General features: G+C 33.4%; 22 protein-coding genes. 11 read left to right on the forward strand and 11 right to left on the reverse strand.

Features of this window, described 5'->3' with window-relative positions; genetic code table 11:
• Window positions 1-149 precede the first annotated feature (149 nt).
• Window positions 150-599, reverse strand: coding sequence for a hypothetical protein (locus FQU23_RS00210; protein WP_147672079.1), 450 nt, complete (start codon window positions 597-599; stop codon window positions 150-152).
• A gap of 226 nt (window positions 600-825) precedes the next feature.
• Between FQU23_RS00210 and FQU23_RS00215 the strand changes: the two genes are divergently transcribed.
• Window positions 826-1371, forward strand: coding sequence for a DUF2911 domain-containing protein (locus FQU23_RS00215; protein WP_147672080.1), 546 nt, complete (start codon window positions 826-828; stop codon window positions 1369-1371).
• Between the two features lie 115 nt (window positions 1372-1486).
• Here FQU23_RS00215 and FQU23_RS00220 read toward each other — a convergent pair whose 3' ends face one another.
• Together FQU23_RS00220 and FQU23_RS00225 are read right to left on the reverse strand one after the other, a co-directional pair.
• Window positions 1487-3247, reverse strand: coding sequence for a TonB-dependent receptor (locus FQU23_RS00220; protein ID WP_147672081.1), 1761 nt, complete (start codon window positions 3245-3247; stop codon window positions 1487-1489).
• 98 nt (window positions 3248-3345) lie between these two features.
• Window positions 3346-6360 carry a tetratricopeptide repeat protein gene (locus tag FQU23_RS00225; protein WP_147672082.1) on the reverse strand — a complete coding sequence of 1005 codons (3015 nt, stop codon included), beginning with the start codon at window positions 6358-6360 and terminating at the stop codon, window positions 3346-3348.
• Between the two features lie 281 nt (window positions 6361-6641).
• On the opposite strand from FQU23_RS00225, the gene FQU23_RS00230 reads away from it, so the two are divergent.
• The 3 genes from FQU23_RS00230 to FQU23_RS00240 are packed head-to-tail and all read left to right on the forward strand — an operon-like array spanning window position 6642 to window position 9142.
• On the forward strand, window positions 6642-7325 hold the full coding sequence (locus tag FQU23_RS00230; protein WP_147672908.1) for a cell division ATP-binding protein FtsE: 684 nt from the start codon (window positions 6642-6644) through the stop codon (window positions 7323-7325).
• Window positions 7325-8215 carry a glycosyltransferase family 2 protein gene (locus FQU23_RS00235; protein ID WP_147672083.1) on the forward strand — a complete coding sequence of 297 codons (891 nt, stop codon included), beginning with the start codon at window positions 7325-7327 and terminating at the stop codon, window positions 8213-8215. Before FQU23_RS00230 ends, FQU23_RS00235 begins: the two co-directional genes overlap by 1 nt.
• Window positions 8216-9142: a glycosyltransferase family 2 protein gene (locus FQU23_RS00240; protein ID WP_147672084.1), complete on the forward strand. Its 927-nt coding sequence runs from the start codon at window positions 8216-8218 to the stop codon at window positions 9140-9142.
• On the opposite strand, the gene FQU23_RS00245 is transcribed toward FQU23_RS00240, so the two are convergent.
• Both FQU23_RS00245 and FQU23_RS00250 read right to left on the reverse strand, forming a co-directional pair.
• Window positions 9125-9559, reverse strand: coding sequence for a sugar 3,4-ketoisomerase (locus FQU23_RS00245; RefSeq protein ID WP_245181051.1), 435 nt, complete (start codon window positions 9557-9559; stop codon window positions 9125-9127). The genes FQU23_RS00240 and FQU23_RS00245 overlap by 18 nt on opposite strands.
• Window positions 9538-10620: a glycosyltransferase gene (locus FQU23_RS00250; RefSeq protein WP_147672085.1), complete on the reverse strand. Its 1083-nt coding sequence runs from the start codon at window positions 10618-10620 to the stop codon at window positions 9538-9540. The genes FQU23_RS00245 and FQU23_RS00250 overlap by 22 nt, the downstream gene beginning before the upstream one ends.
• A 41-nt stretch (window positions 10621-10661) precedes the next feature.
• On the opposite strand from FQU23_RS00250, the gene FQU23_RS00255 reads away from it, so the two are divergent.
• The gene (locus FQU23_RS00255) at window positions 10662-11795 is read left to right on the forward strand and encodes a glycosyltransferase (protein WP_147672086.1); all 1134 of its coding nucleotides are present in this window, start codon (window positions 10662-10664) and stop codon (window positions 11793-11795) included.
• On the opposite strand, the gene FQU23_RS00260 is transcribed toward FQU23_RS00255, so the two are convergent.
• From FQU23_RS00260 to FQU23_RS00275, 4 genes are read right to left on the reverse strand one after another with little or no spacing between them, the layout of a single operon-like run.
• Complete coding sequence (locus tag FQU23_RS00260; protein WP_245181052.1) at window positions 11796-13061, reverse strand: O-antigen translocase; 1266 nt, start codon at window positions 13059-13061, stop codon at window positions 11796-11798. It abuts the gene before it with no gap.
• A 10-nt stretch (window positions 13062-13071) separates the two neighbouring features.
• Window positions 13072-14157: a DegT/DnrJ/EryC1/StrS family aminotransferase gene (locus FQU23_RS00265; protein WP_147672087.1), complete on the reverse strand. Its 1086-nt coding sequence runs from the start codon at window positions 14155-14157 to the stop codon at window positions 13072-13074.
• Window positions 14154-15104 carry a FemAB family protein gene (locus FQU23_RS00270; protein WP_147672088.1) on the reverse strand — a complete coding sequence of 317 codons (951 nt, stop codon included), beginning with the start codon at window positions 15102-15104 and terminating at the stop codon, window positions 14154-14156. The genes FQU23_RS00265 and FQU23_RS00270 overlap by 4 nt, the downstream gene beginning before the upstream one ends.
• Window positions 15105-15139: 35 nt before the next feature.
• Window positions 15140-15742 (reverse strand): trimeric intracellular cation channel family protein, encoded by a 603-nt coding sequence (locus FQU23_RS00275; protein WP_147672089.1) that lies wholly within the window; start codon window positions 15740-15742, stop codon window positions 15140-15142.
• A 212-nt stretch (window positions 15743-15954) separates the two neighbouring features.
• Between FQU23_RS00275 and FQU23_RS00280 the strand changes: the two genes are divergently transcribed.
• From FQU23_RS00280 to FQU23_RS00305, 6 genes are all read left to right on the forward strand, one after another.
• Complete coding sequence (locus tag FQU23_RS00280) at window positions 15955-16740, forward strand: TrmH family RNA methyltransferase (protein ID WP_147672090.1); 786 nt, start codon at window positions 15955-15957, stop codon at window positions 16738-16740.
• Between the two features lie 142 nt (window positions 16741-16882).
• Complete coding sequence (locus tag FQU23_RS00285) at window positions 16883-19102, forward strand: RelA/SpoT family protein (protein WP_147672911.1); 2220 nt, start codon at window positions 16883-16885, stop codon at window positions 19100-19102.
• A gap of 151 nt (window positions 19103-19253) precedes the next feature.
• The gene (locus FQU23_RS00290) at window positions 19254-19730 is read left to right on the forward strand and encodes a Fur family transcriptional regulator (protein WP_147672912.1); all 477 of its coding nucleotides are present in this window, start codon (window positions 19254-19256) and stop codon (window positions 19728-19730) included.
• Window positions 19731-19790: 60 nt separating this feature from the next.
• Entirely contained in the window at window positions 19791-21062 is a 1272-nt protein-coding gene (locus tag FQU23_RS00295; RefSeq protein ID WP_147672091.1) for an adenylosuccinate synthase, read from the forward strand.
• A gap of 81 nt (window positions 21063-21143) precedes the next feature.
• A complete protein-coding gene (gene nudK, locus FQU23_RS00300; protein ID WP_147672092.1) occupies window positions 21144-21725 on the forward strand; it encodes a GDP-mannose pyrophosphatase NudK in 582 nt (193 codons plus the stop codon).
• A gap of 25 nt (window positions 21726-21750) precedes the next feature.
• Window positions 21751-22686, forward strand: a complete 936-nt coding sequence (locus tag FQU23_RS00305) for a DMT family transporter (RefSeq protein WP_147672093.1) — start codon at window positions 21751-21753, stop codon at window positions 22684-22686.
• 40 nt (window positions 22687-22726) lie between these two features.
• Here FQU23_RS00305 and FQU23_RS00310 read toward each other — a convergent pair whose 3' ends face one another.
• Both FQU23_RS00310 and FQU23_RS00315 read right to left on the reverse strand, forming a co-directional pair.
• Window positions 22727-23365, reverse strand: a complete 639-nt coding sequence (locus FQU23_RS00310) for a peroxiredoxin (protein ID WP_147672094.1) — start codon at window positions 23363-23365, stop codon at window positions 22727-22729.
• 72 nt (window positions 23366-23437) lie between these two features.
• Window positions 23438-24667 carry an MFS transporter gene (locus tag FQU23_RS00315; RefSeq protein WP_147672095.1) on the reverse strand — a complete coding sequence of 410 codons (1230 nt, stop codon included), beginning with the start codon at window positions 24665-24667 and terminating at the stop codon, window positions 23438-23440.
• Window positions 24668-24685 lie beyond the last annotated feature (18 nt).

Genomic DNA, 24685 nt, shown 5'->3' on the forward strand with positions numbered 1-24685 from the left:
CAGATACAAAACACAAATAGCTAATTTGGTTATAAATATTAACCAAATAATAAAATTAACATCAAAAATGCAATTAAAAAGCACTAGAAATAGTTTCGAAGTTAAAAACAGTAATTAATCGCCTCTTAAAACACACTTCTAAACATATATTAAGCAATCTCTTCTATTAAGTATTTTGTACTATTAATTTCAAATGTAAAGCCAACAACGTTCCCCATCAGTTTATTTCCCAATGGGGATTGTGGAGATAAGGCAATAACATTTACCCCATCAATATTAATTTTTGGCAATGCTAAGCTGAGATATAAGTAGATTCCATTAGCCTTAACCAAACTACCTACTATTATAGTTGAGGCCATTTTTGAGGGATCAATTTTATCTAGTACCGCTTTTTGTGTAACTACTTCACGCAGTTTGTTATTCAGTTTTTCCTGTTCGATATGCATCATAGATAGTGCTGTTTCGTGTTTATCACCTGCAGAACCTTTAGCATCGTTCTTAGAATCTTCGGTAAGCGCCACAATCATATCTCTAAACACATCAATTCTATCTTGAACCAGTTGTACGTAATATTGATATATTTTTTGTTTGAAAGTCATAATTTTTATTTTAAAATAGAACAAATCCAAATGAATTCAGCAGCTGCCAACTGAAGACCGCTGCTTCGATTTCGATAATAGCTACCAAAGTTATGTTATTATTCTAGAGTCCAACAACTTTTTGCTGAATCCTTTTCCCGATTCGCATTGACTTTTAACAAGGATTTTTTAACTTTACAATTAAACAATAACTATTTTTAACAATTAAACCTTTATAATTCGAATTATGAAAAAATCGACCTTCATTACTTCCATTACTTTTGCTTTTATGATGCTGTTATCAGCAAATGTAAATGCTCAAAAATTCCCTAACGTTGATAAAAGTCCGATGGATATGGCGTCCTATCCCACCGACTATAAAAATGCCAACAAACTTGTAAAAATAACGTACAGTAGACCGCAATTAAACGGACGTGCACTAAGTGAGTTAGCTCCTACAGGAAAAGTATGGAGAACTGGTGCAAATGAAGCACCTGAAATCACATTTTATACAGATATGAATTTAGGAAAAACTAAAATTAAAGCCGGTACCTATAGTTTAGTTACTATTCCTGGTGATAATGAATTAACTGTTATCCTAAGCAAAGATCTAAATGTTTGGGGAGCATATTTCTATAAAGCCGAAAATGATGTTGCAAGATTAACTGTTCCTTTAACAGAGGCAGACGAATCTCTTGAATCATTTTCTATGGTTTTCACCGAAGCGACTAATGGAGCTAACCTTAATATGGGATGGGACAAAATGAGAGCTGCAATACCTTTCACTAAATAGTACTTTACATACCAATAAAAAATAGGCTATCCTTTTACGGATAGCCTATTTTTTTTGGTTTATTCTTTATAAAACGGATCCAATCAGAATCTGATAATTCGTTCTCTAGCTACAATTAAAAATCAAATTTATAGTTTGCTCCTACCACAATTTGAAAACTCTGAACTGGGTAATTTAACCATTGTTGGTAGCCCTTATTCGTGATATTATTAGCTCTTACAAATCCTGTCAGTTGACTGTTGTATTTATACCCTAGATGTGCATTTACATCAAAATAACTATCTAGCATTACTGGCCTTGGCACAAGCGCATAAATAAGATTAGTATTCAACTGCAAATCCTTACGTTCTCCTACATAGAAAACAGCTGCTCCCGCAAACCATTTCGGAGTAATATTAAAATCAATATTTGAGTTTAATTTAATCGTTGGTAAATTCCAAGCTTCTCTTTCAACATCATTTGAAAAACTACTGAAAGACCCACTGATTCCAAAAGTCACATTGTCAGAGAAATTAGCTTTTAAGTCACCAGAGAATTTTAAAGTTGTCATGTCATCATAAACAACTTGAAATGAATTCCCGTATGCGTAATCTTCGTTTGAAGTACTTTCATTATAATCATTGCTTCTAAACAAGGCTTTATTTCTTTCGTTTACATACGACCCACGAATATTATAACTCACATTGTTAACTATCTTCCCTTTCAAACCAGCAAAAACATCATACTGCGTATCTGTAGGTGCAATGTTTAAGGTAGGTGATACATATAAATTTTCATTGGCAAAATCCATATAAGAGTTTTGCTCTAATTTCCCTTCGGCACCAGCGTAAAAAATCATTAAATCTCCAACAACCTTATAAGAAGCATTAAACTGTGGATACACATAAAGTTGATTATTGCTGTTTTCATTATCTAAACTATAGAATATCGAAGCACCAATATTTAAGGTCCAATCCTCTTTTTGCATCACAAAACTAGGCGAAATACCTAAGTTTGTATAGCCATATTTTATAGGTTGTGCATTAGTTTTCAAATAATTATTTTCGAAACTTCCACCTACATAATCAACCGTTATATCCGTTTTAATTGACTCGTCCATCACATCAAATTTTAAGGAAGGCTTGATATAAAATCTATTTTCAGCAGAACCTAAAGCATCTGTAAAACGATTAAATTTCATGCTCGCTTCATTAAAGAAACTTTCGTTAAAATCAATTTTTCCACCAAAGGAAAGGGTATTAAAAGTATGCTGTGGATTAATTCCAAATACCAAATTAGACCTTTCAGAAGGAGTTAAAGTACTTCCAAAATTCATAGGTAATCCATACCAGTTGTAAATTTGGTTTTTATATCCTAAATCCACATTCCAGGACATGTCATCATAATTTGATCCATAAGTTAAATCAATTGATGAATCATAAAATCGATCGTCTAATTCCACACTACTTATTCCGCCTTGAGAGGAAAGGTGACGAAACATTCCACCTACGTAGTCAGTATCATTTAGTTCTTGGTTGACAAATAATTCAGCATTTAAAGCTCGGTAATTTCCAAAACCGAGTGTAGCATAGTTATTATACAAATGTTCTTGCTTTGCCTTGTCTACAACTTCTGCTTTTCCTTTGGAAGGCGCAAAAGTAGAAGCTACAGGAAAAGAAAAAATAGAATATTTAATTGTTTCTTTTTTAGCGTTTCCATCATCGTCTAGAACCGGACTTTCTGGCACCTTGAAAGCATCTGATATTGCGGCTGTATAAGGCTTCACAACATTTACTACCTCAGACCCTATGTTTTCCTCTTTCTTTTGGGCAAACGAAACTTGAAACACCAGAAGTAAAAAAGCAATTATTATTTTATTTTGGAAATTGAATTTCATATTTTTTTATTTTTTAAAAGGTAAACAAGCGATAAAAAACGAACACAGTTGTTAACTACAATCCTTGTTTGTACGTTGTTTTTACTCTACTTAGTTTATTAATTGCTAATTGATGAATTTGTTTTAGACTCTTCCGCTTTAATGGCAGCTAATTCTTTTTTCGCTTCAGATAGTATATCTGCGAAATCAGTAAAGTTTTCAATTACATTGTCTAAAATATAAGTCGCTTGAAAACTATCTTTCAATCCGTAGAAGTTCTTAGCCATTAGAACTAAACCTTTGGCACCAAAATACCTATAACCTGAATAATCTTTAGCTAATTTTTGAACTGCTGTATTTGAAGCTTCAAACTTTCTGTCTTTATTTTTAAAATAAGCATCATAATACAAAGCTTCTGCCGCTAATTCTCCTTTTGCAATCGTTAGCAACTTAGCATATCCTGACCTTGCTTTCGATTCGTCTCCGGTTTGCATGGCTGAGCGAGCAATAATAATTTGCGCATCACTTCTTACATTATCATCGGTTTTTGGATTACTCAAAACTTTGTCAGCGTAAATAACTGAGTTCGAGTAGTCTTTTCTATCATAATAACATTTCATCAAATTCGATTGTGCAAACACTTTATTTTGCGGAAATTCAGCTTCATTCTCCAATCGAAGTAATACTGGAATTGCTTTTTCATTATCATTGTTTTTTAATAAAACTTGAGATAAACGCGCTAAGGACTGTTCACTAAACTCACTTCGCGGCTGCGCGATTACATACTCATAATTAGGAATTGATTTGGTTTGTAAACCTTCTGCGAAGTAGGCTTGAGCCAAATAAAAGTTAGCCGATAAAGAGTGTATTCCTCTTGGAAAACTTTCAACGTAAGCCAGAAATCCAGAAATTGCCTCTTTATTGTTATTTTGTTCAAATTGCTTGCGCGCTGATTCAAACGTATCATTATCTAAATCGGCATCAGTAACAGTAACAAAATCTAAAGTTCGCACCCAAGTAGCATATTCATCCACTCGTCCACCATCTACATAAATCAACCTTGCAGTTGAAACAGCCTCAAGCGCCTCTGGAGTTTTAGGAAAGTCAGCCGCTACTTTTTTAAATTTCGTTAAAGCATCTGGATTCCTATCTGAATTATAATAGATTAATCCTTGACGTAAAATTGATTTCGCTGTAAAAGATCCATTTTTAAACTCCGTTATTAAGCGATCAAATGTTTTCAACGCTAAATCTTGTTTCCCACTAGCAACATAAGTATTTGCTAATTCGTACATCGCGTCATCTCTGTAATTAGACTTTGGATATGCCTGTATAAAAGAATTCAACTCCTCGATTTTTCTATCGGTTTTGCCAACAAAGCCATAACAAATTGCTTTTTGATAAAAGGCGTAATCTGCATCAACACTCTTTAGTTCGACTACTTTATTGTACGCCTCCATTGCAGGCCAATATTTTGATGTTGCAAATTGACAGTCTCCTAATCTCAAATAAGAATCAGGCAATCTCACTTTATCTCCTTTTACCGCATCAATATGGTTTTGAAAGTAAGTCGCCGCTTGATCGTATTCCTTCAATTTAAAATGAGTGTAGGCAACGTTGTAATTGATGTTTTTATATTCTGGTGTGGCTGCAGCACGAGACGAACTTGCAAATTGTTTGAAACTCAATAATGCATTTTTATAATCTGCCAAAACATATTCTGTTTCTGCTTTCCAGAAAGTAGTTCTTGCCGTGAAATCAGCTTCGATTTGTCCGTCGAGCGATTTCTTAAACATTTTTAATGCTTCTTGATATTCTCTGTCAGCATATAATTCTAATCCTCTATAAAAAGTAACTTTTTGATAAGCTGCTTTATTCTCAGGGCTTTTATTTTTTTCCAATAAAACCAATGCTTCCTTATAGTTTTTTGAAGAGATATAAGAGTCAATAAGCAATTTCTCTACTACAGAACGGTTGGCGTTATTAGGATGTTTTTTTATAAAACCAAGTAAAACAGCAGGAACGCTTTGGTACGAATTCCCAATTTCATAACTTAATTTGGCATAATTCAAACTTGCATCTTCTTGAATCGAAGTATCAAATGCCATTTCGGAAGCATTTTTGAAAGCGTTCAAAGCCTCTTGTTTCTTATCTAATTTCAGATAACTTTCTCCTAAATGATAGTATGCATTTTGCGCCACAAAATCTTTTCCATTTATAATCTTATTGAATTGCGCAATCGCATTTTCAAAATCATTTTGCTTGTAATGAGCATAACCCAATTGGTAAAAATCAGTGTTATTCCATCTGCCTTTTTTTCCTTTGTAAGCTGCTAAATAAGGAATTGACTGTTCGTATTTTTTTAAATTAAAATAACTCTCACCAATGATCTTGTTTAGTTCTGACTTTTCAATCGCAGTCGATTTCGCCATCGCTTTTTCCCCTAAATCAATTGCTTTTTGAAAATTACCCAATTTAAAATTCATATCAGCCTGGTAATACGAAAGTTTCTCTTTGTATTTTTCTTCTCCAGCCACCGCATCAAAATACTTATTTGCTTCTTTGTAATCATCACCTTCGTAAGCCATAAATCCTAAATAATATTTGGCTTGTGATCCATATTCTGGAGAATTTACTACTTTATTCAAATAAACGCTAGCCTCTTTTTTATTTTTGGCATTAAAGAAACTATATCCTTTTTGGAAATTAAATTTATCTCTATCGCTTGCGCTCAATTGGTTTTCGTTTACCTTTTCAAACCATACTAAGGCTTGAGAGTAGTTCCCTTGACTAAAGTAATAATGCGCCACTTCTGTAAAAGCCTGATTGCTCTTAGCGCTTGTAGGATAATCTGAAACGAAACGCTCCATTAACATATCAGCATTAGCTTGATTCAAACGGATCGCGCAAGTCGCGTCATAATAAGAACAATCTGACTTTAACTCATCGCTATTGGTTTCCGATTTAACTTTCTCAAAAATAATTTGAGCAGAAGCAAACTGACCGTCATTCAACAACGAAAGTGCTTTATTAAATTCTTTTAGATCATGGGTATATATTGTTGATTTTTGTGCCAAAACAGTAAAATTCACAACAAAAACCAGTAAAAAGAGAAACCAAGATTGTTTACGCATTTTATTTTATTTTTTAATATTCAAATGTATCATTTTCTATGGTCTATAACGATTGCCTTTTTGGTTTTATTATGAACAAATGTGTTAACAATGCCATTTTAGGCACTTTATTGTTCTTAATCCTAATTCTTAAAAATCAAAAAACAGCCGCTTTTTGGATTCCTGCTACTATCATGATGAGTTATCGCATTTATAATCGAGTGAAACCGTCTTAATACATGAAATTTATTTTGAATACAACCGTTATCTTATTACTTTTACCCAATAAACAAACGCTAAATATGTCTCAAGCTATACTGTCTTTAAAAAACGTAACGATTAATCAAGAAGATAAAGTGATTTTATCGAATATTAATTTGGAAGTAAACCGTGGTGAATTTTTATACATCATTGGAAAAACAGGATCAGGAAAGAGTAGTTTTATGAAAACACTTTATGCTGATTTACCGTTGACAGAAGGCGAAGCACATATTGTAGATTTTGATCTAGCGACCTTAAAAGAAAATGACATTCCGTTTTTGAGAAGAAAGATAGGTATTGTATTTCAGGATTTCAAATTACTACCAGACCGTACTATTAAAGACAATATGTTATTTGTACTTAAAGCTACAGGCTGGACCGTTAAAGATGAAATGGATCGAAAAATTGACGAGGTATTAGACAAAGTTGGTATGAAAGATTATGCTGGTAAAATGCCACATCAAATTTCTGGTGGAGAACAACAACGTGTTGCCATTGCCAGAGCTTTACTAAATGACCCCGAACTTATCCTTGCTGATGAGCCTACTGGAAATCTAGACCCACAAACAAGTGCCGAAGTAATGGAAGTTTTGAGAAAAATCAATGCCAATGGAAAAACGGTAATTATGGCAACTCATGACTATGCTTTGTTAATGAAATTTCCATCGAAGACATTAAAATGCGAAGACACCAGCATATTTGAAGTGGTTCAGAGAACAGTGTAATGCTTTCTATATTAATTCCAATCTACAATTACAATGCATTTCCTTTAGTAAAAGAATTGCATCAGCAATGTTTGGAATCCAAGATTAAATTTGAAATTATTTGCGTTGATGATGCTTCTTATGAGCATCAATCTGAGAACATTCTAATTCAATTTTTATCAAATTCTACTTATATTGAATTACCCCAAAATATTGGGAGAAGTGCAATTCGGAATTTATTAGCGTCTAAATCAAAGCTCGATTGGCTGCTTTTTTTGGACTGCGATACCTTTCCCGAAAGTGCTAATTTCGTTTCTAACTACAGAGACTATATTAAATCAACAACAAAAAACGCTTTTTTTGGAGGATTGCTTTACACCAAAGAGAAACCAGCTGACGAGAAATTATTGCGATGGACCTTTGGCAAAAATCGAGAAGCTATTCCTTTAGCTGACAGAACAAACAATCCTTATGCCACAGCATTTGTTTCTAATTTCGTAATACAGAAATCTGTTTTTGAAACCATCTTCTTTGATGAGAAAATCAGCACCTACGGCTATGAAGATTATTCTTTTATTACGACTTTAAAAGATAGAAAAATCTCCATTCAGCACATTGAAAACCCTGTTTTTCATCTAAATCTAGAAACCTCCGAGTTGTTTTTATCGAAAACCAAAACTGCTCTAAAAACACTTTCATCGATTTCTAATTGTAATTCTAAAATCACCACAGAAAGCAAAATAACTCAATTGCATAAAACTCTTTCCTTATTAAAATTGGATTCCTTGGTATCCAAATTATTCCAGCGATTTAGATTTAAACTTGAGGAAAACCTAACTTCAAAAAAACCGTCTCTAATTGCGTTCGACATCTACAAAATAGGTTATTTTTGTTTCTTAAACAGAAAATAAATGCCATTCTTTTCGGTCATAATTCCACTTTTCAATAAAGAAGAATTTATAGAAGCCACTCTATATAGTGTCTTGAATCAAAGCTACGCTGACTTTGAAGTGATCATTGTTAATGATGGCTCAACTGACAATAGTGCGCAAATAATTTCAAAATTTACCGATTCTAGAATTCGTGTTTTTACCAAAGAAAATTACGGCGCAGCAGCAGCAAGAAATTACGGAATAGAGAAATCGCAGTCCAATTACATTAGCTTTATAGATGCCGATGATTATTGGCATCCAACATTTTTACAGGAAATGCTCAAAAAAATTAACCACTTTCCTGATATTAAAGTGTTTTCGGCAGCGATAGAAATTGAAACTTCAAAAACTATTTTTCCAGCACATTATTCCATAAAAAAAACGGGCGATTACGAAATTGTAAATTATTTTTCTGCCAGCACACAGGAAACCGCGATATGTACTTCCTGTGCTGTTTTTAACAACGTTGTTTTCGAAGACGTCGGGAATTTTGATACACAAATAAAAAGCGGTCAAGACACTGATATGTGGATTCGCATTGGGTTAAAGTATGATGTTCTGTTTATTTGGAAGATACTTGCGAGGTATGTTTATGATGAAAATAGCCTTTCGAAAAACAAAAGCTTTTTAGATACAAAAGTTAATTTTTCAAAATTCACACAAGACGAAAAAACAAATCCAGAACTAAAAAATTTCCTTGATTTGAATCGGTTTTCACTAGCTATAAAACACAAAATAGCAGGAAATAAAAGTCTATTCGAGAATTGTTATTATCATATTGACCTAAAAAATTTAGCCTTAAAAAAAAGAGTATTACTACTACTTCCCGCTTTTATTTTGAAACTACTAATTGCTACCAAAACAGTTTTAACCAATATTGGTTTTAGCTCATCGATTTTTAAATAATTTGAATTCTTTATAATCACGAATATAATCGGCTTCATCAAACTCAGCCGAAGCCATTACCACGCAAACGGCTCCCGAGGAAAAGTTCTCCAATTCTCTCCAAATTCCATCCACTATCAACAAACCTACATTTGGTTTATTTAGCGTCATCACTTTCTTTGACTTTCCATCTTTCAAAACCACATCAAAGCTCCCGCTTAACGCAATTAGAAATTCCTGCTGCTTAATATGACAATGACCGCCTCGTTTACTTCCACTAGGCACATCATATAAATAATACACTCTTTTAAATTCAAAAGGAATAGTATCGCCCTCCACTACCGAAAGATTACCTCTGCGATCTTTAATCTTTGGGATTTCAATAAATTGAACATCGTCATTAGTTGTCATTTCTTCTAGCTTAAAATGGTTTCCCATTGTTTTGAAATCGTTTCTATAGATAAATGCCCTACGCTCTTGACTGCATTATCTTTGCAAAAAGTATATAACTCGCGATCTGCAAACATTCGATTAAAGGCATTAGCGAGGTTTGTAACGTTATAATTCTCTACCAATAATCCATTGTATTTATCAATTATTATTTCTCTTGGGCCTGATTTACAATCAACAGCCACAACTGGTATTCCCAATGCCAAAGACTCCAGAATCGACATTGGAAAACCTTCGTAACGACTCGTTAATACCGTAAATTTAGCTTGCTGAACAATATCAAACGGATTGCTGGTAAAAGGTAGAATTGTTACATGTCTTTCCAATTGAAATGTTTTAATCGAATCTTCTATTGTATTTAAATCTGTGCCATCTCCCATAAGCACTAATTTTATTCCCTGCTCAAACAATTTGGAAATAGAAAAAGCTTCTAGCATTAGATTGAAATTCTTTACTTTATCATCCAATCGCCCAAAATACAAGATGTAATCTTCATTATTTGCAACTTGCTTTCTAATTTGCGACCTCGAAAAATCATAAGAATTGTAAATTGTGGTGGTATTCTTTAAATAGAATTTAAGTTGTATTTCCTTTTCAATAGCTTTTGAAACACATACTATTCTATCTGTCTTTCGATACAAAAACTGCGACCAAAACACCGACTTTGGAAAGTAGTTATTTAATTTAAAACTGTGAACTACAACTATCTTTTTTCGATTTCCATAAATCCAATTAGTAATTAATTCCCGAGCCAAATTATTTCTGGGTCTATTATCTATGACAACATCGATTTGCTTCTCCTTTAAATACTGATTTAAAAGAAATCCTTTTTTTATTTTCTTAAAAAAAGGAAACCTACTTTCGCCATCGATACCTAAATTTAATAACTCTCCGCCATATTCAAAGTCAATGCCGTTATTAATAATGATATTATGTACTTCGATATTTAAATTCTCTAACATAAAACTCAATAACGACGCAAATTTTTCCGCTCCTCCATTTCCTAAAGAGGTCGAAATTATTGCTACTTTATTTTTGTTTTTTATCATTCCTGTCTAAAAGTAAATATATTTGTCAAATATACATAGAAATGAAAGTTTTACTTGTTGGCGAATTTAGTAGGTTACACAACTCCCTCAAAGAAGGCTTACAGGAATTGGGTCACGAGGTTTCAATCGTAGGACATCAAGACGGTTTCAAGAATTATCTAATTGATTATCCAATTACAAAAAAATGGGACAATGGATTTTTAAAAAAATTAAAAGTTGGAATTCACATGCTGTCTGGTTTCGACATCAGTTCCTATTTTACGTATCGCCAATTTAAAAAGCATCAAAAGCATTTCACAGGATTTGACGTAGTACAACTTATCAACGAAAACAGTTTTTATTGTAGCTATTATTATGAAAAAAGAATTCTGAAACACCTCTTTCAAAACAATTCTAAAGTTTTCTTATTGTCTTCTGGTTATGATTATTTAAACGTGAAATATTGCTTTGAAAATCCTAAATACAAATCGGTTATTCAAGCTTATTTACAAGGCCGAATTAAGGCCCAGGATTTTCAAAACGTATTGAAATATAAAACAAAATCATTTAAGAAACTTCATCAATTTATTTATTCAAACATTCAAGGCATTATTGCGTCTGACATGGATTACCATTTTCCATTATTGCAAAACCCAAAATATTTAGGACTAATTCCTAATCCAATCAATACATTAAAAATTAATTTTAAACCATTAGAAACAGACCATAAAATCATCCTATTTCACGGGATCAACCAAGCTAATTATTATAAAAAAGGAAATGATTATTTCGAAAAAGCCTTAAAAATAATAACGGTGAAATACGGCGGAAAAGTCGAAATCATTACCACCCACGATGTTCCTTATGGGACTTACATCAATTCCTATAATAAAGCGCATATTCTGCTAGACCAAACCTATGGTTACGATCAAGGATACAATGCTTTAGAAGCTATGGCTAAGGGAAAAGTGGTTTTTACAGGAGCAGAACAGCAATTCATGTCTCACTATAAACTAACCAAAAAAGTGGCTATCAATGCCATCGCTGATGTAGATTATCTGGTAAAAGAACTGTCTTATTTAATTGATAATCCGAATGATATTATTGCAATTGGCAATCGTGCCAGAGCATTTATAGAAAAGGAGCACGATTATATCAAGATTGCTGAACGCTATACCGAAACTTGGACACGCTAATTAAAATAAACTTTTCCTAAAATAAACCGCAAGCACTACTAAATACACGAAGTACGTCAAGGCATGTGCCATCACTACTCCTTCTAGTCCATAAATTGAAACTAAAAACACGCTGGAGAAATAGACAATTGAAAGAGATAGCAACTCCGTAATAATAAAGGCTAAGGTAAGTTTTTTGGCAAAAAACTGATAGCCCAAAATCAATGAAGATACTTTTAATACATCTCCTACCAATTGCCAAAAAAACAAACCGCTAACCGGTAAAAATTCGGGTGTAAAAAGTAATTTTACAATATAAAAACGCAAGAAATAAACAATCGTAACCCCGAGAATAAAAACGGGTAAAATCCCTTTGTAATAACTCCAAAAAACAGTTTTTGTATCCTCATTGTCTTTGGCTACAGCCAACTTTGGTAAGAAATAAACAGTCAAAATAGTAGTTACAAAAAGCATATAATAGGTTGAAATTCTTGTCATAGTTTCCCAATATCCCGCCTGGTCATAATCTAAAGTTTCAATTATATTATTTCGTATCGAAAGAAAAACCACAGGCCCAAAAACGGATGAAACCAGTGCCATAAGGGAATAGGAACCCAAATTCTTTATAATTGAAAAATCAAATGCAGTAAGACAGATGGTATTAAAGAGATGTATTTCTTTATTTACAAAATAGAAACTGACAAGAAACAATAAAGCAGGAGAAATAACGATCGCTAATAATGCTCCAAAGGTTTTATATTCTAAAATTAGACCTATTGAAACCAGCAATCCAATCGCATTTCCGATACTATTAATCCAGATCACATTCTTAAAGCTTCCTAAACCATTAAGAACGGAAATTAAAAAGATGGAGATAACGTACCAAGGCAATGCTACAGCCAAAGCCTTAAAAACCGAAATATATTGGTAATTAGCTCCAAAAATTTCTTGATTCCAAAATGATGCAAACAAAATTAAAGTACCGCTTAAAAAGACAGCGATAACAAATAAACTTATAAAAATAGTAGACAATATTTTTTGGAGTTGCGGTTTATCTTCTTTAGTTTCTGCAACATATTTTACAATTCCGTTTTGAAAACCTAAAGTAGCAACACTTTCTAATGAGGTCACGAAATTTCTAAGATTCCCAACAAGCGCCATACCACTTGGGCCTACAAAAACAGCCAACAATTTAGACGTAACTAACCCAATTCCTATTTTTAATATAATGCTTAAGCTATTTAAAGAACTAATTTTAAACAACTGTGATTGGTATATTTTTCTCAAAACTTCCAAATCAATATTTATTTAAAATTGCTATAATAAAAGATACTTCCTCAGCGGTCAAAACGGAACTTATAGGAATACTCAATACCGTTTGATGTATTTTCTCTGTAAAAGGAAAAGATAGTTTATGATAATCAGACAATGCCTTTTGTTTGTGTGGCGGTACTGGGTAATGAATCACAGTCTGTATTCCGTTTTCATGCAAATACTCTTGCAATTCGGCTCTGTTCTCTGTTCGAATAACAAACAAATGAAAAACATGCTTATTGGATAAATCCCATTCAGGTAATAGTATTCTTTTGTTTTTAATTTCAGACAAATACCTTCTTGCAATAATCCTTCTTTGTTCATTTTCTGCATTTAAATGCGGTAATTTCACATTCAAAAAAGCAGCTTGCAACTCATCCAATCTTGAATTTACACCCGCATAATCGTTGTAATATTTTGTCTCAGAACCATAATTACGAAGAGATCGAATGACTTTATCCAATTCTGAATTATCTGTTACAACCGCTCCACCATCTCCCAGCGCTCCCAGATTTTTTCCTGGATAAAAACTGTATGCTTTGGCATTGTCACTTTCGATTTCATTAGAAGCCCCATGAGCTTGGGCCGCATCTTCAATTACCAGTAAATCACTTGCAGCACCGATTGTATTGATAGCGTCCATCTCGGCTAATTGTCCGTACAAGTGAACTGCCAGAATCGCCTTGGTTTTTGAGGTGATTTTTTCTTCGATTAACTCAGGATTTATATTATAAGTTGAAATTCTTGGCTCGACTAAAATCGGAATTAAATCAGCTTCCAAAATCGCCAAAATACTCGCAATATAAGTATTAGCAGGAACGATTACCTCGTCCCCTTTTTGTAATTTACCTAACTTAATGTAGCCTTTAAATATCAAAACCAATGCATCAAAACCATTCCCTACTCCGACGCAGTATTTACTTCCGCAATAATTGGCAAAACTATTTTCAAAAGCTTTAACTTCCTCTCCTAAAATGTACCAACCGTTTTCTAAAACTGTTTTCAATTTTTCTTGAAAAGCAGTTTCATACGGCGCATTTATTTTTTTTAAATCTAAAAATGGTATCATATAAGATTCATTTTATAAAAATCCTGACCGTAAACAGCGCAGCCCAATTCTTCCTTTTGTTTCAAAAGTCCGGCATGATATCCTTCTTCATTGCTGTCATTTACAATCCCCATATCAAAAAAAAGTTTGCCTTCTCGCTTGTATTTCTTTATTAAATTAATGAATAAAAAATCCAATGCACGCAACTCTCCCCCTTTTTTAATGGTAGCTCCATATTGTGATTTCACGACTCTATCGGTTTCAAAAATTGTAATTCCTGCAATAATTTCATTGTTATAGTAAACAGAAAATTGCTTGATATTGTTTGGAAATTTTTCTTTTAATTTTGTTATTTCTTGTAGTGTATGAACTGGCTTAGCATTATATTTCTCATGCAGTCTTGGTTCCAAAACCAGCTTCCAAAATGATTCTAATTGGTCTTCTTCGACTATTTCTAAATCGAGATCTTCAATTCTCTTAAAATGCTTCAGTTTGCTTTTTGAAATCGTTAATGGCATTGCTAGGTTTATAGCCATATTCATTTCTTTTTTATCTAGAAACGCTCCTTTTTTAATTAAGAAAAAATCAATTTCATGATTTCCGCCTGAAGTATAAAAAGAAGGAATGGGGTTGAAATAAAAGAACTGCATCCCTTTTTCCTTTAGGAAGGATAGCAGAGAATCAATAATTCCCGCTACTTTTTCAGCAGTAATTTTAGTAGAATATACTAATCCGCCATACGTCAAACCTTGATGAGAATACACGGTCTTTCCAACTTGGTTTGCGGGCATTACCGTAATTAGTTTTTCTTCGTCAAAAATCAATAATGAAAAATCTTGAAAACGTTCCTTATGGTATTCCATAAAATCGCGATGAAATAGGAATGTAGCATTTTTGGCCTTGCTTATAAAAGCATTCCAGATATCATAATCGCTAACTTGATATTGTCTGACAGAATAATTTTTCACTGTTAAGGTTTAAACTTAATGAAAGTAATCATTTTTTAAATCTTTTCTAAAGTAGGCAAATACCATTTGAATTTTACGGCCATCAATCGAACAGAAATAATGACTAATGAAGTTATTAAATATAAAATATCGTTGTCTAAATTGAAACTTTTTAACAAGAAAAAAACCATTCCGCCAAGGATACAAATCGTGGCATAAATTTCTTTTCTAAAAATTACTGGAATCTCAGCACATAAAATATCCCGAATAACACCTCCAAAACAGGCAGTCATAGTTCCTAAAGCAATACAAATAGTAGGATGCAGGCCAACATTAATTCCTTTTTCGAGACCAATTAACGTAAAAACTCCTAATCCAATAGTGTCAAATAGAAAAAGTGACGTTCGTAGTTTTTCGAATTTTTTCCTAAATACTATCGCTAAAACAAAGGCAAAACAAATTACATAAACATATTTCAAATCGAGCATCCATCCCACAGGTGTTCTTCCAATCATGACATCACGTAAGGTTCCGCCACCTACAGCAGTTACAAAGGCTATGATAAATACGCCAAAAAGATCAAGCTTTTTATTCATAGCAGTCAAAGCTCCCGACAAGGCAAAAGCAATTGTCCCTATGATATCTAATAAATTAAACATGATTTTTATAAGTTAAATTGAAGGAACTACGCTGCTTTTATTTAAAAATAATTGCCACAAAATTAAAGAAAATTACCGGCGTAAAGTAGTTCTCGTGAACATATCTCCAAATTCTCTTTTCAGATTTACAAATATTCTGTTTCAAATTTAAAAATCTGCCTTTTCTCTATGTATCTTTGTTTCCTAATATAATAATTAAATTTTAGCATCTCTTGAAACAAATCACTTCAATTCAAAATCCATTCATAAAATCGTTGGTGTTATTACAAGAAAAAGCCAAAAACCGCAAACAAACTGGTACTTTTTTAATCGAAGGAAAACGCGAAATTTCCTTAGCATTAAAAGGAGGTTATGAAATTGAAACCATCTTGTTTTATCCCGAAATTTGTACTGAAACTGAGGCAAAAAAAATATCAAGAAATACAGAGCTAATTGAAATCAACAAAGATGTTTTTCAAAAGTTGGCCTATAGAGACACAACCGAAGGAATTTTGGCTATAGCCAAAACAAAATCACAGCAGCTGTCTGATTTAAAATTATCCGATAACCCCTTAATTCTTGTTGCCGAAGCGCCTGAGAAACCAGGAAATATTGGTGCTTTATTGAGAACTGCAGACGCTGCAAATCTTGATGCCGTAATTATTGCTAATCCCAAAAGTGATTTATACAATTCCAATATTGTTCGTTCCAGCGTAGGCTGTTTGTTTACAAACCAAATTGCAACTGGAACAACTGCAGAAATTATTGCTTTTCTAAAAGAGAAAAACATTAATTTCTATTGTGCGACATTACAAAACTCAACATCGTACCATACGCAAGATTATACCACCCCAACAGCCTTAGTCGTAGGAACCGAAGCAACAGGTCTAACCCAAGAATGGCGTGAGGCCGCCACTCAAAATATTATTATTCCGATGCAGGGAGAAATCGACAGTATGAATGTTTCTGTTGCTGCAGCTATATTGATTTTTGAAGCCAAAAGACAAAGAGGGTTTTAAATAGTAATTTCTATTTTCACATTCAAAATATAATTCAAAATCGGTCCTTGTTTAAGAGTCAAAAAATTATCTACTAGACCCTAATTTACCACTTGCGTATTTGCTAACTTATAGTTATTTTTAAAAAATGAACCATGCCGTTATGACAGAAATAGATATAGAGAAGGAAAACAAGGCAATTGCTCAGGAATACAAAGAACTACTTCGTATTAGTTACCAAACCTTATCTACAGAAGATAAGAAGCTAATCCGTAAAGCTTTTGATGTTTCTGTAGAAGCCCATAAAGAACAACGAAGAAAATCAGGCGAGGCCTATATATTTCATCCTATTGCTGTGGCAAAAATCGTCGCCTCAGAAATAGGTTTGGGAGCTACTTCAATTGCTGCCGCTTTACTACATGATGTTGTAGAAGACACACCTACGACGGTTAAAGACATTGAACGGATATTTAATCCAAAAGTGGCACAGCTTGTAGAAGGTCTAACTAAGATTTCCTTGGTTCAAAAGGATATGAATGTATCAATGCAAGCCGAGAATTTTCGTAAAATGCTGTTGACACTTAATGATGATGTGCGTGTAATCCTGATAAAAATAGCTGACAGACTACATAATATGCAGACTATGGAGTCCATGGAAAACCATAAACAAGTCAAAATTGCTTCAGAAACATTATACATTTATGCTCCACTTGCCCACCGTTTAGGTCTATACAAAATAAAAAATAAACTAGAAGATTTAGGATTAAAATACACTGAGCCAGAGGTATTCAATGAAATTATTAGCAGAATAAAAGAAACTAAAGATCAGCAAGATGCCTATATAAAAGACATTACGGAGGTACTTAAGGCTTCGTTGACTGTTGAAAACATTGACTGTATTATAAAAGGTCGCCCAAAATCGATTTATTCTATTCGAAGAAAAATGCTTGCTCAAAATGTAAGTTTTGATGAAGTTTATGACAAGTTTGCTCTTCGAATTGTGTACAAATCAAACCCGCACGATGAAAAGTTTTTAGCTTGGAAAATTTATTCTATTGTGACTGATCATTATCGTCCTAGCCCAAGCCGTTTACGTGATTGGATTTCTTCACCTAAATCTACCGGATATGAGGCCTTGCATATTACAGTAATGGGGCCAAAAGGTCGTTGGGTAGAAGTACAAGTACGCAGTGAACGCATGGACGAGATTGCAGAAAAAGGATATGCTGCTCATTACAAATATAAAAATGGCGCTACCGAAGAAGGTGGTCTGGATGTTTGGTTGAACTTATTGAAAGAAGCACTTGAAAATTCAGAAACAAGTGCCGTAGATTTTGTAGAGGATTTTAAAATGAATCTGTACTCAAAAGAAATATATGTGTTCACGCCAAAAGGAGATATCAAGTCCTTGCCAAAAGGCGCTACATCACTAGATTTTGCCTTTAGTATACATTCTGAAATAGGAATTAAAACTCGTGGAACCAGGGTGAACGGAAAATTAGTTCCTCTAAATTATGAACTAAGAAATGGAGATCAGGTAGAAATCATCACTTCTCAAAATCAAAAACCTACCATTAACTGGCTTGATTATGTTACTACTTCCAGAGCAAAAAATAAAATTAGAAATGTATTAAATGAAAATACTAAGAAAATTGCAGAAGACGGAAAAGAACTGCTTACTCGTAAACTAAAGCATCTTAAAGTTACTTTAAACGAGTCTGTAATTAATGAACTGGTCAATTTTTTCAAATTAAAAACAAGTTTAGATCTGTTTTATAGAGTTGGCGTAGGTTCCATAGATAACCAGCAACTTAAAGATTTTGCTGCTCAAAAAAGCAATACTTTAATCAACTTCTTTAAAAATAAAATAAAGCGTTCCGGACAGACAGCTGATACAGACCTTCACAAGCAGGTATTGAGTAGTAATTATGATATGCTTGTTTTTGGCAAGGAACAAGATAAATTAGACTATAAACTTTCAGCTTGTTGTAATCCTATTCCTGGAGATACCGTGTTTGGATTTGTTACTATTAATGAAGGAATTAAAGTGCATAAAAAAGATTGTCCAAATGCGATTGCCATGCAATCCAACTACGCGTATCGAATTATGCAGGCCAAATGGATAGATTCATCACAACAAGAGTTTAAAGCGATCATAAATATTACAGGAATGGATACTTTAGGACTGACAAATAATTTAACAAAAGTTATTTCAAACAATATGCAAGTGAACATTCAAAGTATATCTTTAAATGGTGATGCAGGACTATTCAAAGGTCAATTAATAGTTGTGGTTAAGAACAGCACTTTACTAAATAAACTAATCGACAATATTAAAAAAATTGACGGAATCGACAAAGTAACTCGGGTTTATAAAAAATAAAGATATTCCCGTTAACTTCTAATTACAGACCTTCATGAGCAATTGAAGGTCGCTAAAATTGCGCTCATTTTGTTTCAAAAATCACAAATTGTGTCCTTATAAATTCTTAAAGTTGAGAACTATTAGAATAAATGATTTACCTTTGCCAGATATGACACTCATTTCCACAGATAACAATAAAAACCAAGAAATTGTAAAAAATGTTTTTACAATGTATCTTGAAAAAAAAGGGCACCGAAAAACTCCTGAACGTTATTCCATCCTTCAAGAAATTTATGAAAGTGAAGAGCATTTTGATATTGAGAATCTATATATCAAAATGAAAAACAAAAACTACCGTGTCAGTAGAGCTACCTTGTACAATACAATTGAGTTATTGTTGGACTGTGCCTTGGTACGCAAGCATCAGTTTGGTCAAAATCAAGCACATTATGAAAAATCATACTTTGACAAACAGCATGATCATATTATCATGACTGATACTGGAGAAGTGATCGAGTTTTGTGATCCGAGAATACAAAGCATCAAAAAAACAATCGAAGAAATATTTGATATTGAAATTACAAATCACTCCTTATATCTATATGGAGTTAAGAAAAAACCAGTATCAGAAACTGAAATAAAATAAAACACGAACCGCTAGAAGGAGGTTTTGATAATAAATAATTAACTGCAAATAATAAACAGAATGACCGTAGATTTATTACTAGGATTACAATGGGGAGATGAAGGAAAAGGGAAGATCGTAGATGTTCTTACTTCAAAATACGATATTATTGCTCGTTTTCAAGGTGGACCAAATGCTGGACATACATTAGAATTTGACGGAATAAAACATGTCCTTAGAACAATTCCTTCTGGGATTTTTCACGACAATAACATTAATATTATTGGAAATGGTGTTGTAATCGACCCAGTTGTTTTCAAAGGTGAAGTTGACGGTTTAGCTAAATTTAATTTAGATATTAAATCGAAATTAATCATTTCAAGAAAAGCACATTTAATTTTACCAACGCACCGTTTACTAGATGCGGCTTCAGAAGCTTCAAAAGGGAAAGCTAAAATTGGTTCTACTCTTAAAGGAATTGGACCAACATACATGGACAAAACGGGTAGAAACGGAATCCGTGTTGGAGATATCGAACTAGAAGATTTTAAAGAAAGATACAGAGCGCTTGCTGACAAGCATGAAGCGATGATTGCATTTTATGATGTCAACATTCAATACAACTTAGAAGAACTTGAAAAAGAATTTTTTGAATCTATCGAAGATTTGAAAAAACTGGACTTTATTGATAGTGAAGAATATTTACACCAAGCTCAAAAAGCAGGTAAATCAATACTATGTGAAGGAGCTCAAGGTTCTTTACTAGATGTAGATTTTGGTACATATCCATTTGTAACTTCTTCTAATACTACTGCCGCAGGAGCTTGTACAGGTTTAGGAATTGCTCCTAACAAAATCAAAGAGGTATACGGAATTTTTAAAGCTTACGTTACTCGTGTAGGTAGCGGACCATTTCCTACTGAACTTTTTGACGAAGACGGTACTACAATGGCACGCGTAGGAAACGAATTTGGATCAGTTACGGGAAGACAAAGACGTTGTGGATGGTTAGACTTAGTAGCTCTTAAATATGCTATTCAAGTAAACGGCGTTACACAGTTAATGATGATGAAAGGTGATGTGCTTTCAGGATTTGAAACTTTAAAAGTTTGTACGGAGTACACTTATAAAGGTAAAAATATCGCTCACTTCCCTTACAACATCGAACCAGAAAATGTAACTCCAGTTTATAAAGAATTCAAAGGTTGGAAAGCTGATTTAACCGGTATGACTACATACGATGAATTACCAAAAGAACTAAAAGAATACATCGACTTCATTGAAAAAGAAGTTGAAGTTCCTATAAAAATTGTCTCTGTAGGGCCAGATAGAAAACAAACAATTAATAAATAAGATTAACTAACGCTCTGAAATTTCAGAGCGTTTTTTAATTGTAAAAATATTTTTTTTTCAAAAGCCTATAAACATCGTCAAATGCACAATCCGCAAATAAAAATTAAACAAACCGATTTACTTTCTGATAATTGGTACCTATTAAACAAAGTCACTTTCGACTACCAAAAAAAAGACAATAGCTGGATTACTCAAAAAAGAGAAGTCTATGACCGCGGAAATGGAGCGGCTATTTTACTCTATAATTCGAAACAAAAAACAGTAATTCTTACTAGACAGTTTCGTTTACCTACCTATCTAAACGGCAATAAATCAGGAATGATGATTGAGGTTTGCGCTGGACTTCTAGACCAAGATAATCCAGAGCAATGTGTGATTAGAGAAACAGAGGAAGAAACAGGATATCGCATTACAAAAGTCGAAAAAGTAATGGAATCCTATATGTCACCGGGCGCCGTAACCGAAATTTTACATTTATTCGTCGGTGAATATGACGAATCTATGAAGGTAAGTGATGGCGGAGGTGTAGAACACGAACAAGAGAACATTGAGGTTATGGAAATGTCTTATGATGCCGCCTATGCAATGATTGCATCTGGCGAAATTAAAGACGCTAAATCAATACTATTGCTACAGCATGCTAAAATAAATAAGCTCCTTTAAAACCAATTATTTAGAATTAAAGAATATGAATAACCAGACAAAAGGTGTTTTATTCGCCTTATGCGCTACCCTACTTTGGTCAGTAAATTTTGTAATTGCCAGCGGAATAAAAGGCCATATTCCTCCTGTAGGATTGGCTTTTTGGAGATGGGCAATTGCTTGTCTCTTTTTAGCACCATTTACAATCAAAAGCACCATTAAAAGCCGTGATGCAATAAGAAAAAACATTCGTTTTCTTGCAATCACTGCAGTTCTTGGAATCACCATCTTCAATACTTTAATTTATTTTTCTGGAAGAACAACTTCTGCAGTTAATCTATCCTTAATTGCCATTTCCATTCCTTTATTTATTGTGGCGCTATCTCGAATTGCTTTTAAAGAAAAAGTGAGCACTACAAAAATAATAGGAATCGCAACAATCATCTTTGGTGTTTTAATATTAATAACCAAGGGTTCTTTACAATCATTGTTTCAAATCCAGTTTGCATTTGGTGATTTATTAATGTTGTTTGCTTGCATTTTCTTTGCGAGCTATACCATTTTAGTTCGAATGAAACCGAAGGAATTATCTCCTAAAGTCTTTCTATTCACTGTTTTCACTTTAGGAACACTTTTCCTCTTTCCATTTTATCTTTGGGAGCACATTTATTATCAAAAAGTTATTTTTGACTCCACCACTATTTTTGCCACAACATACGTTGGCATCTTCGCATCACTGGTCTCTTATTATTTATGGAATGAGGCAATTACATTAATTGGCACTCAAAAAACAGCAGTAATCTATTATTTAATACCAGTATTTAGTGGAATATTAGCCTATTTTTTTCTGAATCAGAATATTATTATGAGCCAAATCATAAGTATGGGAATCATCGTTTTTGGTCTGCTGATTACCAATAGAAAAAAAAGTATAGTTCCAGTTACACTGTTTTTGAGCATAAAAAAAAGTATAATAAAATAGTTTTCATTATACTTTTCGACTATTAAAATACTTACAACCCTTATTTATTAGGCTGCGGAGTCATCCTTAAATAAGTTTTTATTTGCTGATATCCTTTTGGAAACTTCGCTGGAATATCATGGTCTGCAACTGAGGGTGAAATCACAACTGCATCACCGTCTTTCCAGTTTGCTGGAGTTGCTACACTATAATTAGCTGTTAATTGCAAACTATCAATAACACGAAGTAATTCATCAAAATTCCTACCTGTCGAAGCGGGGTACGTGAGCGTTAATTTTACTTTTTTGTCAGGTCCAATTATAAAAACAGATCGAACAGTAAAAGTATCATTTGCATTGGGGTGAATCATATCATAAAGATTTGCAATAGTCTTGCTTTCGTCTGCAATAATTGGGTACTGCATAGTAACATTTTGAGTTTCCTCAATATCTTTAATCCATTTTAAGTGCGACTCAAGTCCATCTACACTCAATGCAATTACTTTTGTATTTCTTTTTTCAAATTCAGGGAAATAATTAGCTACTGTCCCTAATTCAGTGGTACAAACAGGAGTAAAATCAGCAGGATGCGAAAATAACACACCCCAGGAATCCCCTAGCCATTCATGAAAATTCACATTTCCCATTGTTGTTTCTGCCATAAAATCTGGAGCTATATCTCCTAATCGTAGTGTTGCCATGTTTACTTTCTTTATATTTTACTTAAAGTTAGTTAAAAAAAATCCCTCAACGAGCAAATTCAAAATAAAAAATTAGCTGCCGCTTGGTTTCATTTTTACATTGGGTAAAAAATAGGTAAAAACACCCAGTAAAGGAAGAAATGAACTGATTTTGTAAACATATTCTATACTGGTTTGATCAGCCAGATAACCCAAAATAGCCGAACCTAAACCTCCCATTCCAAACGCAAAACCAAAAAATAACCCAGAGATCATACCCACTTTACCGGGCATTAATTCTTGTGCATATACCAAAATTGCTGAAAATGCCGAAGCAATTATAATTCCGATTATAACTGATAATATTCCGGTCCAAAACAAATTAGCATAAGGCAAAAGCAAGGTGAATGGAGCTGCTCCCAAAATGGAAACCCATATAATATATTTCCTTCCAAAACGATCGCCTAAAGGTCCGCCAATTAATGTTCCTGCAGCAACAGCCGCTAAGAAAACAAACAAATGAAATTGAGACTCTTGAATACTAAGTCCAAATCTTTTCATCAAGTAAAATGTAAAGTAGCTCGACATACTAGACATGTAGAAGAATTTCGAAAATATTAAAAGCAGCAATACTCCGATTGAAATTTTAATTTGTTTCTTCGAAAAAGGAACTGTGTTTTCCCCATCAGATATTTTCTTAGAAGCTCGTAAATTCAAATGATTTTTGTACCAAGTGGCAATCTTAGACAAGAGAAACATTCCTAAAACACCCACTAATACAAACCAAATTATATTAGATTGACCATAAGGAGCTACAAGTATTGCAACTAATAAGGGGCCAATAGCACTCCCGCTATTTCCGCCCAACTGAAAGATGGATTGTGCTAAACCTCTTCGCCCTCCAGACCCTAAGAAAGCAACTCTAGATGCCTCTGGATGAAATATGGAAGATCCAACACCTACGAGAGAAACCGACACTAAGATCATCCAAAAATGCGTTGAATAAGACAATAAAGCCAATCCGAAAATAGTGAATACCATAGCAATTGTTAAAGAATAAGGCTTTGGTTTCTTGTCCGTATAAAATCCAATAAACGGCTGCAGTATTGAGGCTGTAAGCTGGTAAACGAAGGTAATTAAGCCGATCTGGGTAAAACTCAAATCAAAATTTTCTTTAAGAATTGGGTAAACAGATGGAATCACCGACTGCAATAAATCATTTATCAAATGAGCAAAAGCAATAGAAAACAGAACTGAATAAACAGTTTTTTGAACTAAGGCAGGATTGTCTGATTTTAAATCAGAATTAGAAATCGTATTCATATTGGGATAAAAAAAGAA

The organism is Flavobacterium sp. XN-5 (genome assembly GCF_008033395.2).
Taxonomy (GTDB): Bacteria; Bacteroidota; Bacteroidia; order Flavobacteriales; family Flavobacteriaceae; genus Flavobacterium; species Flavobacterium hiemivividum.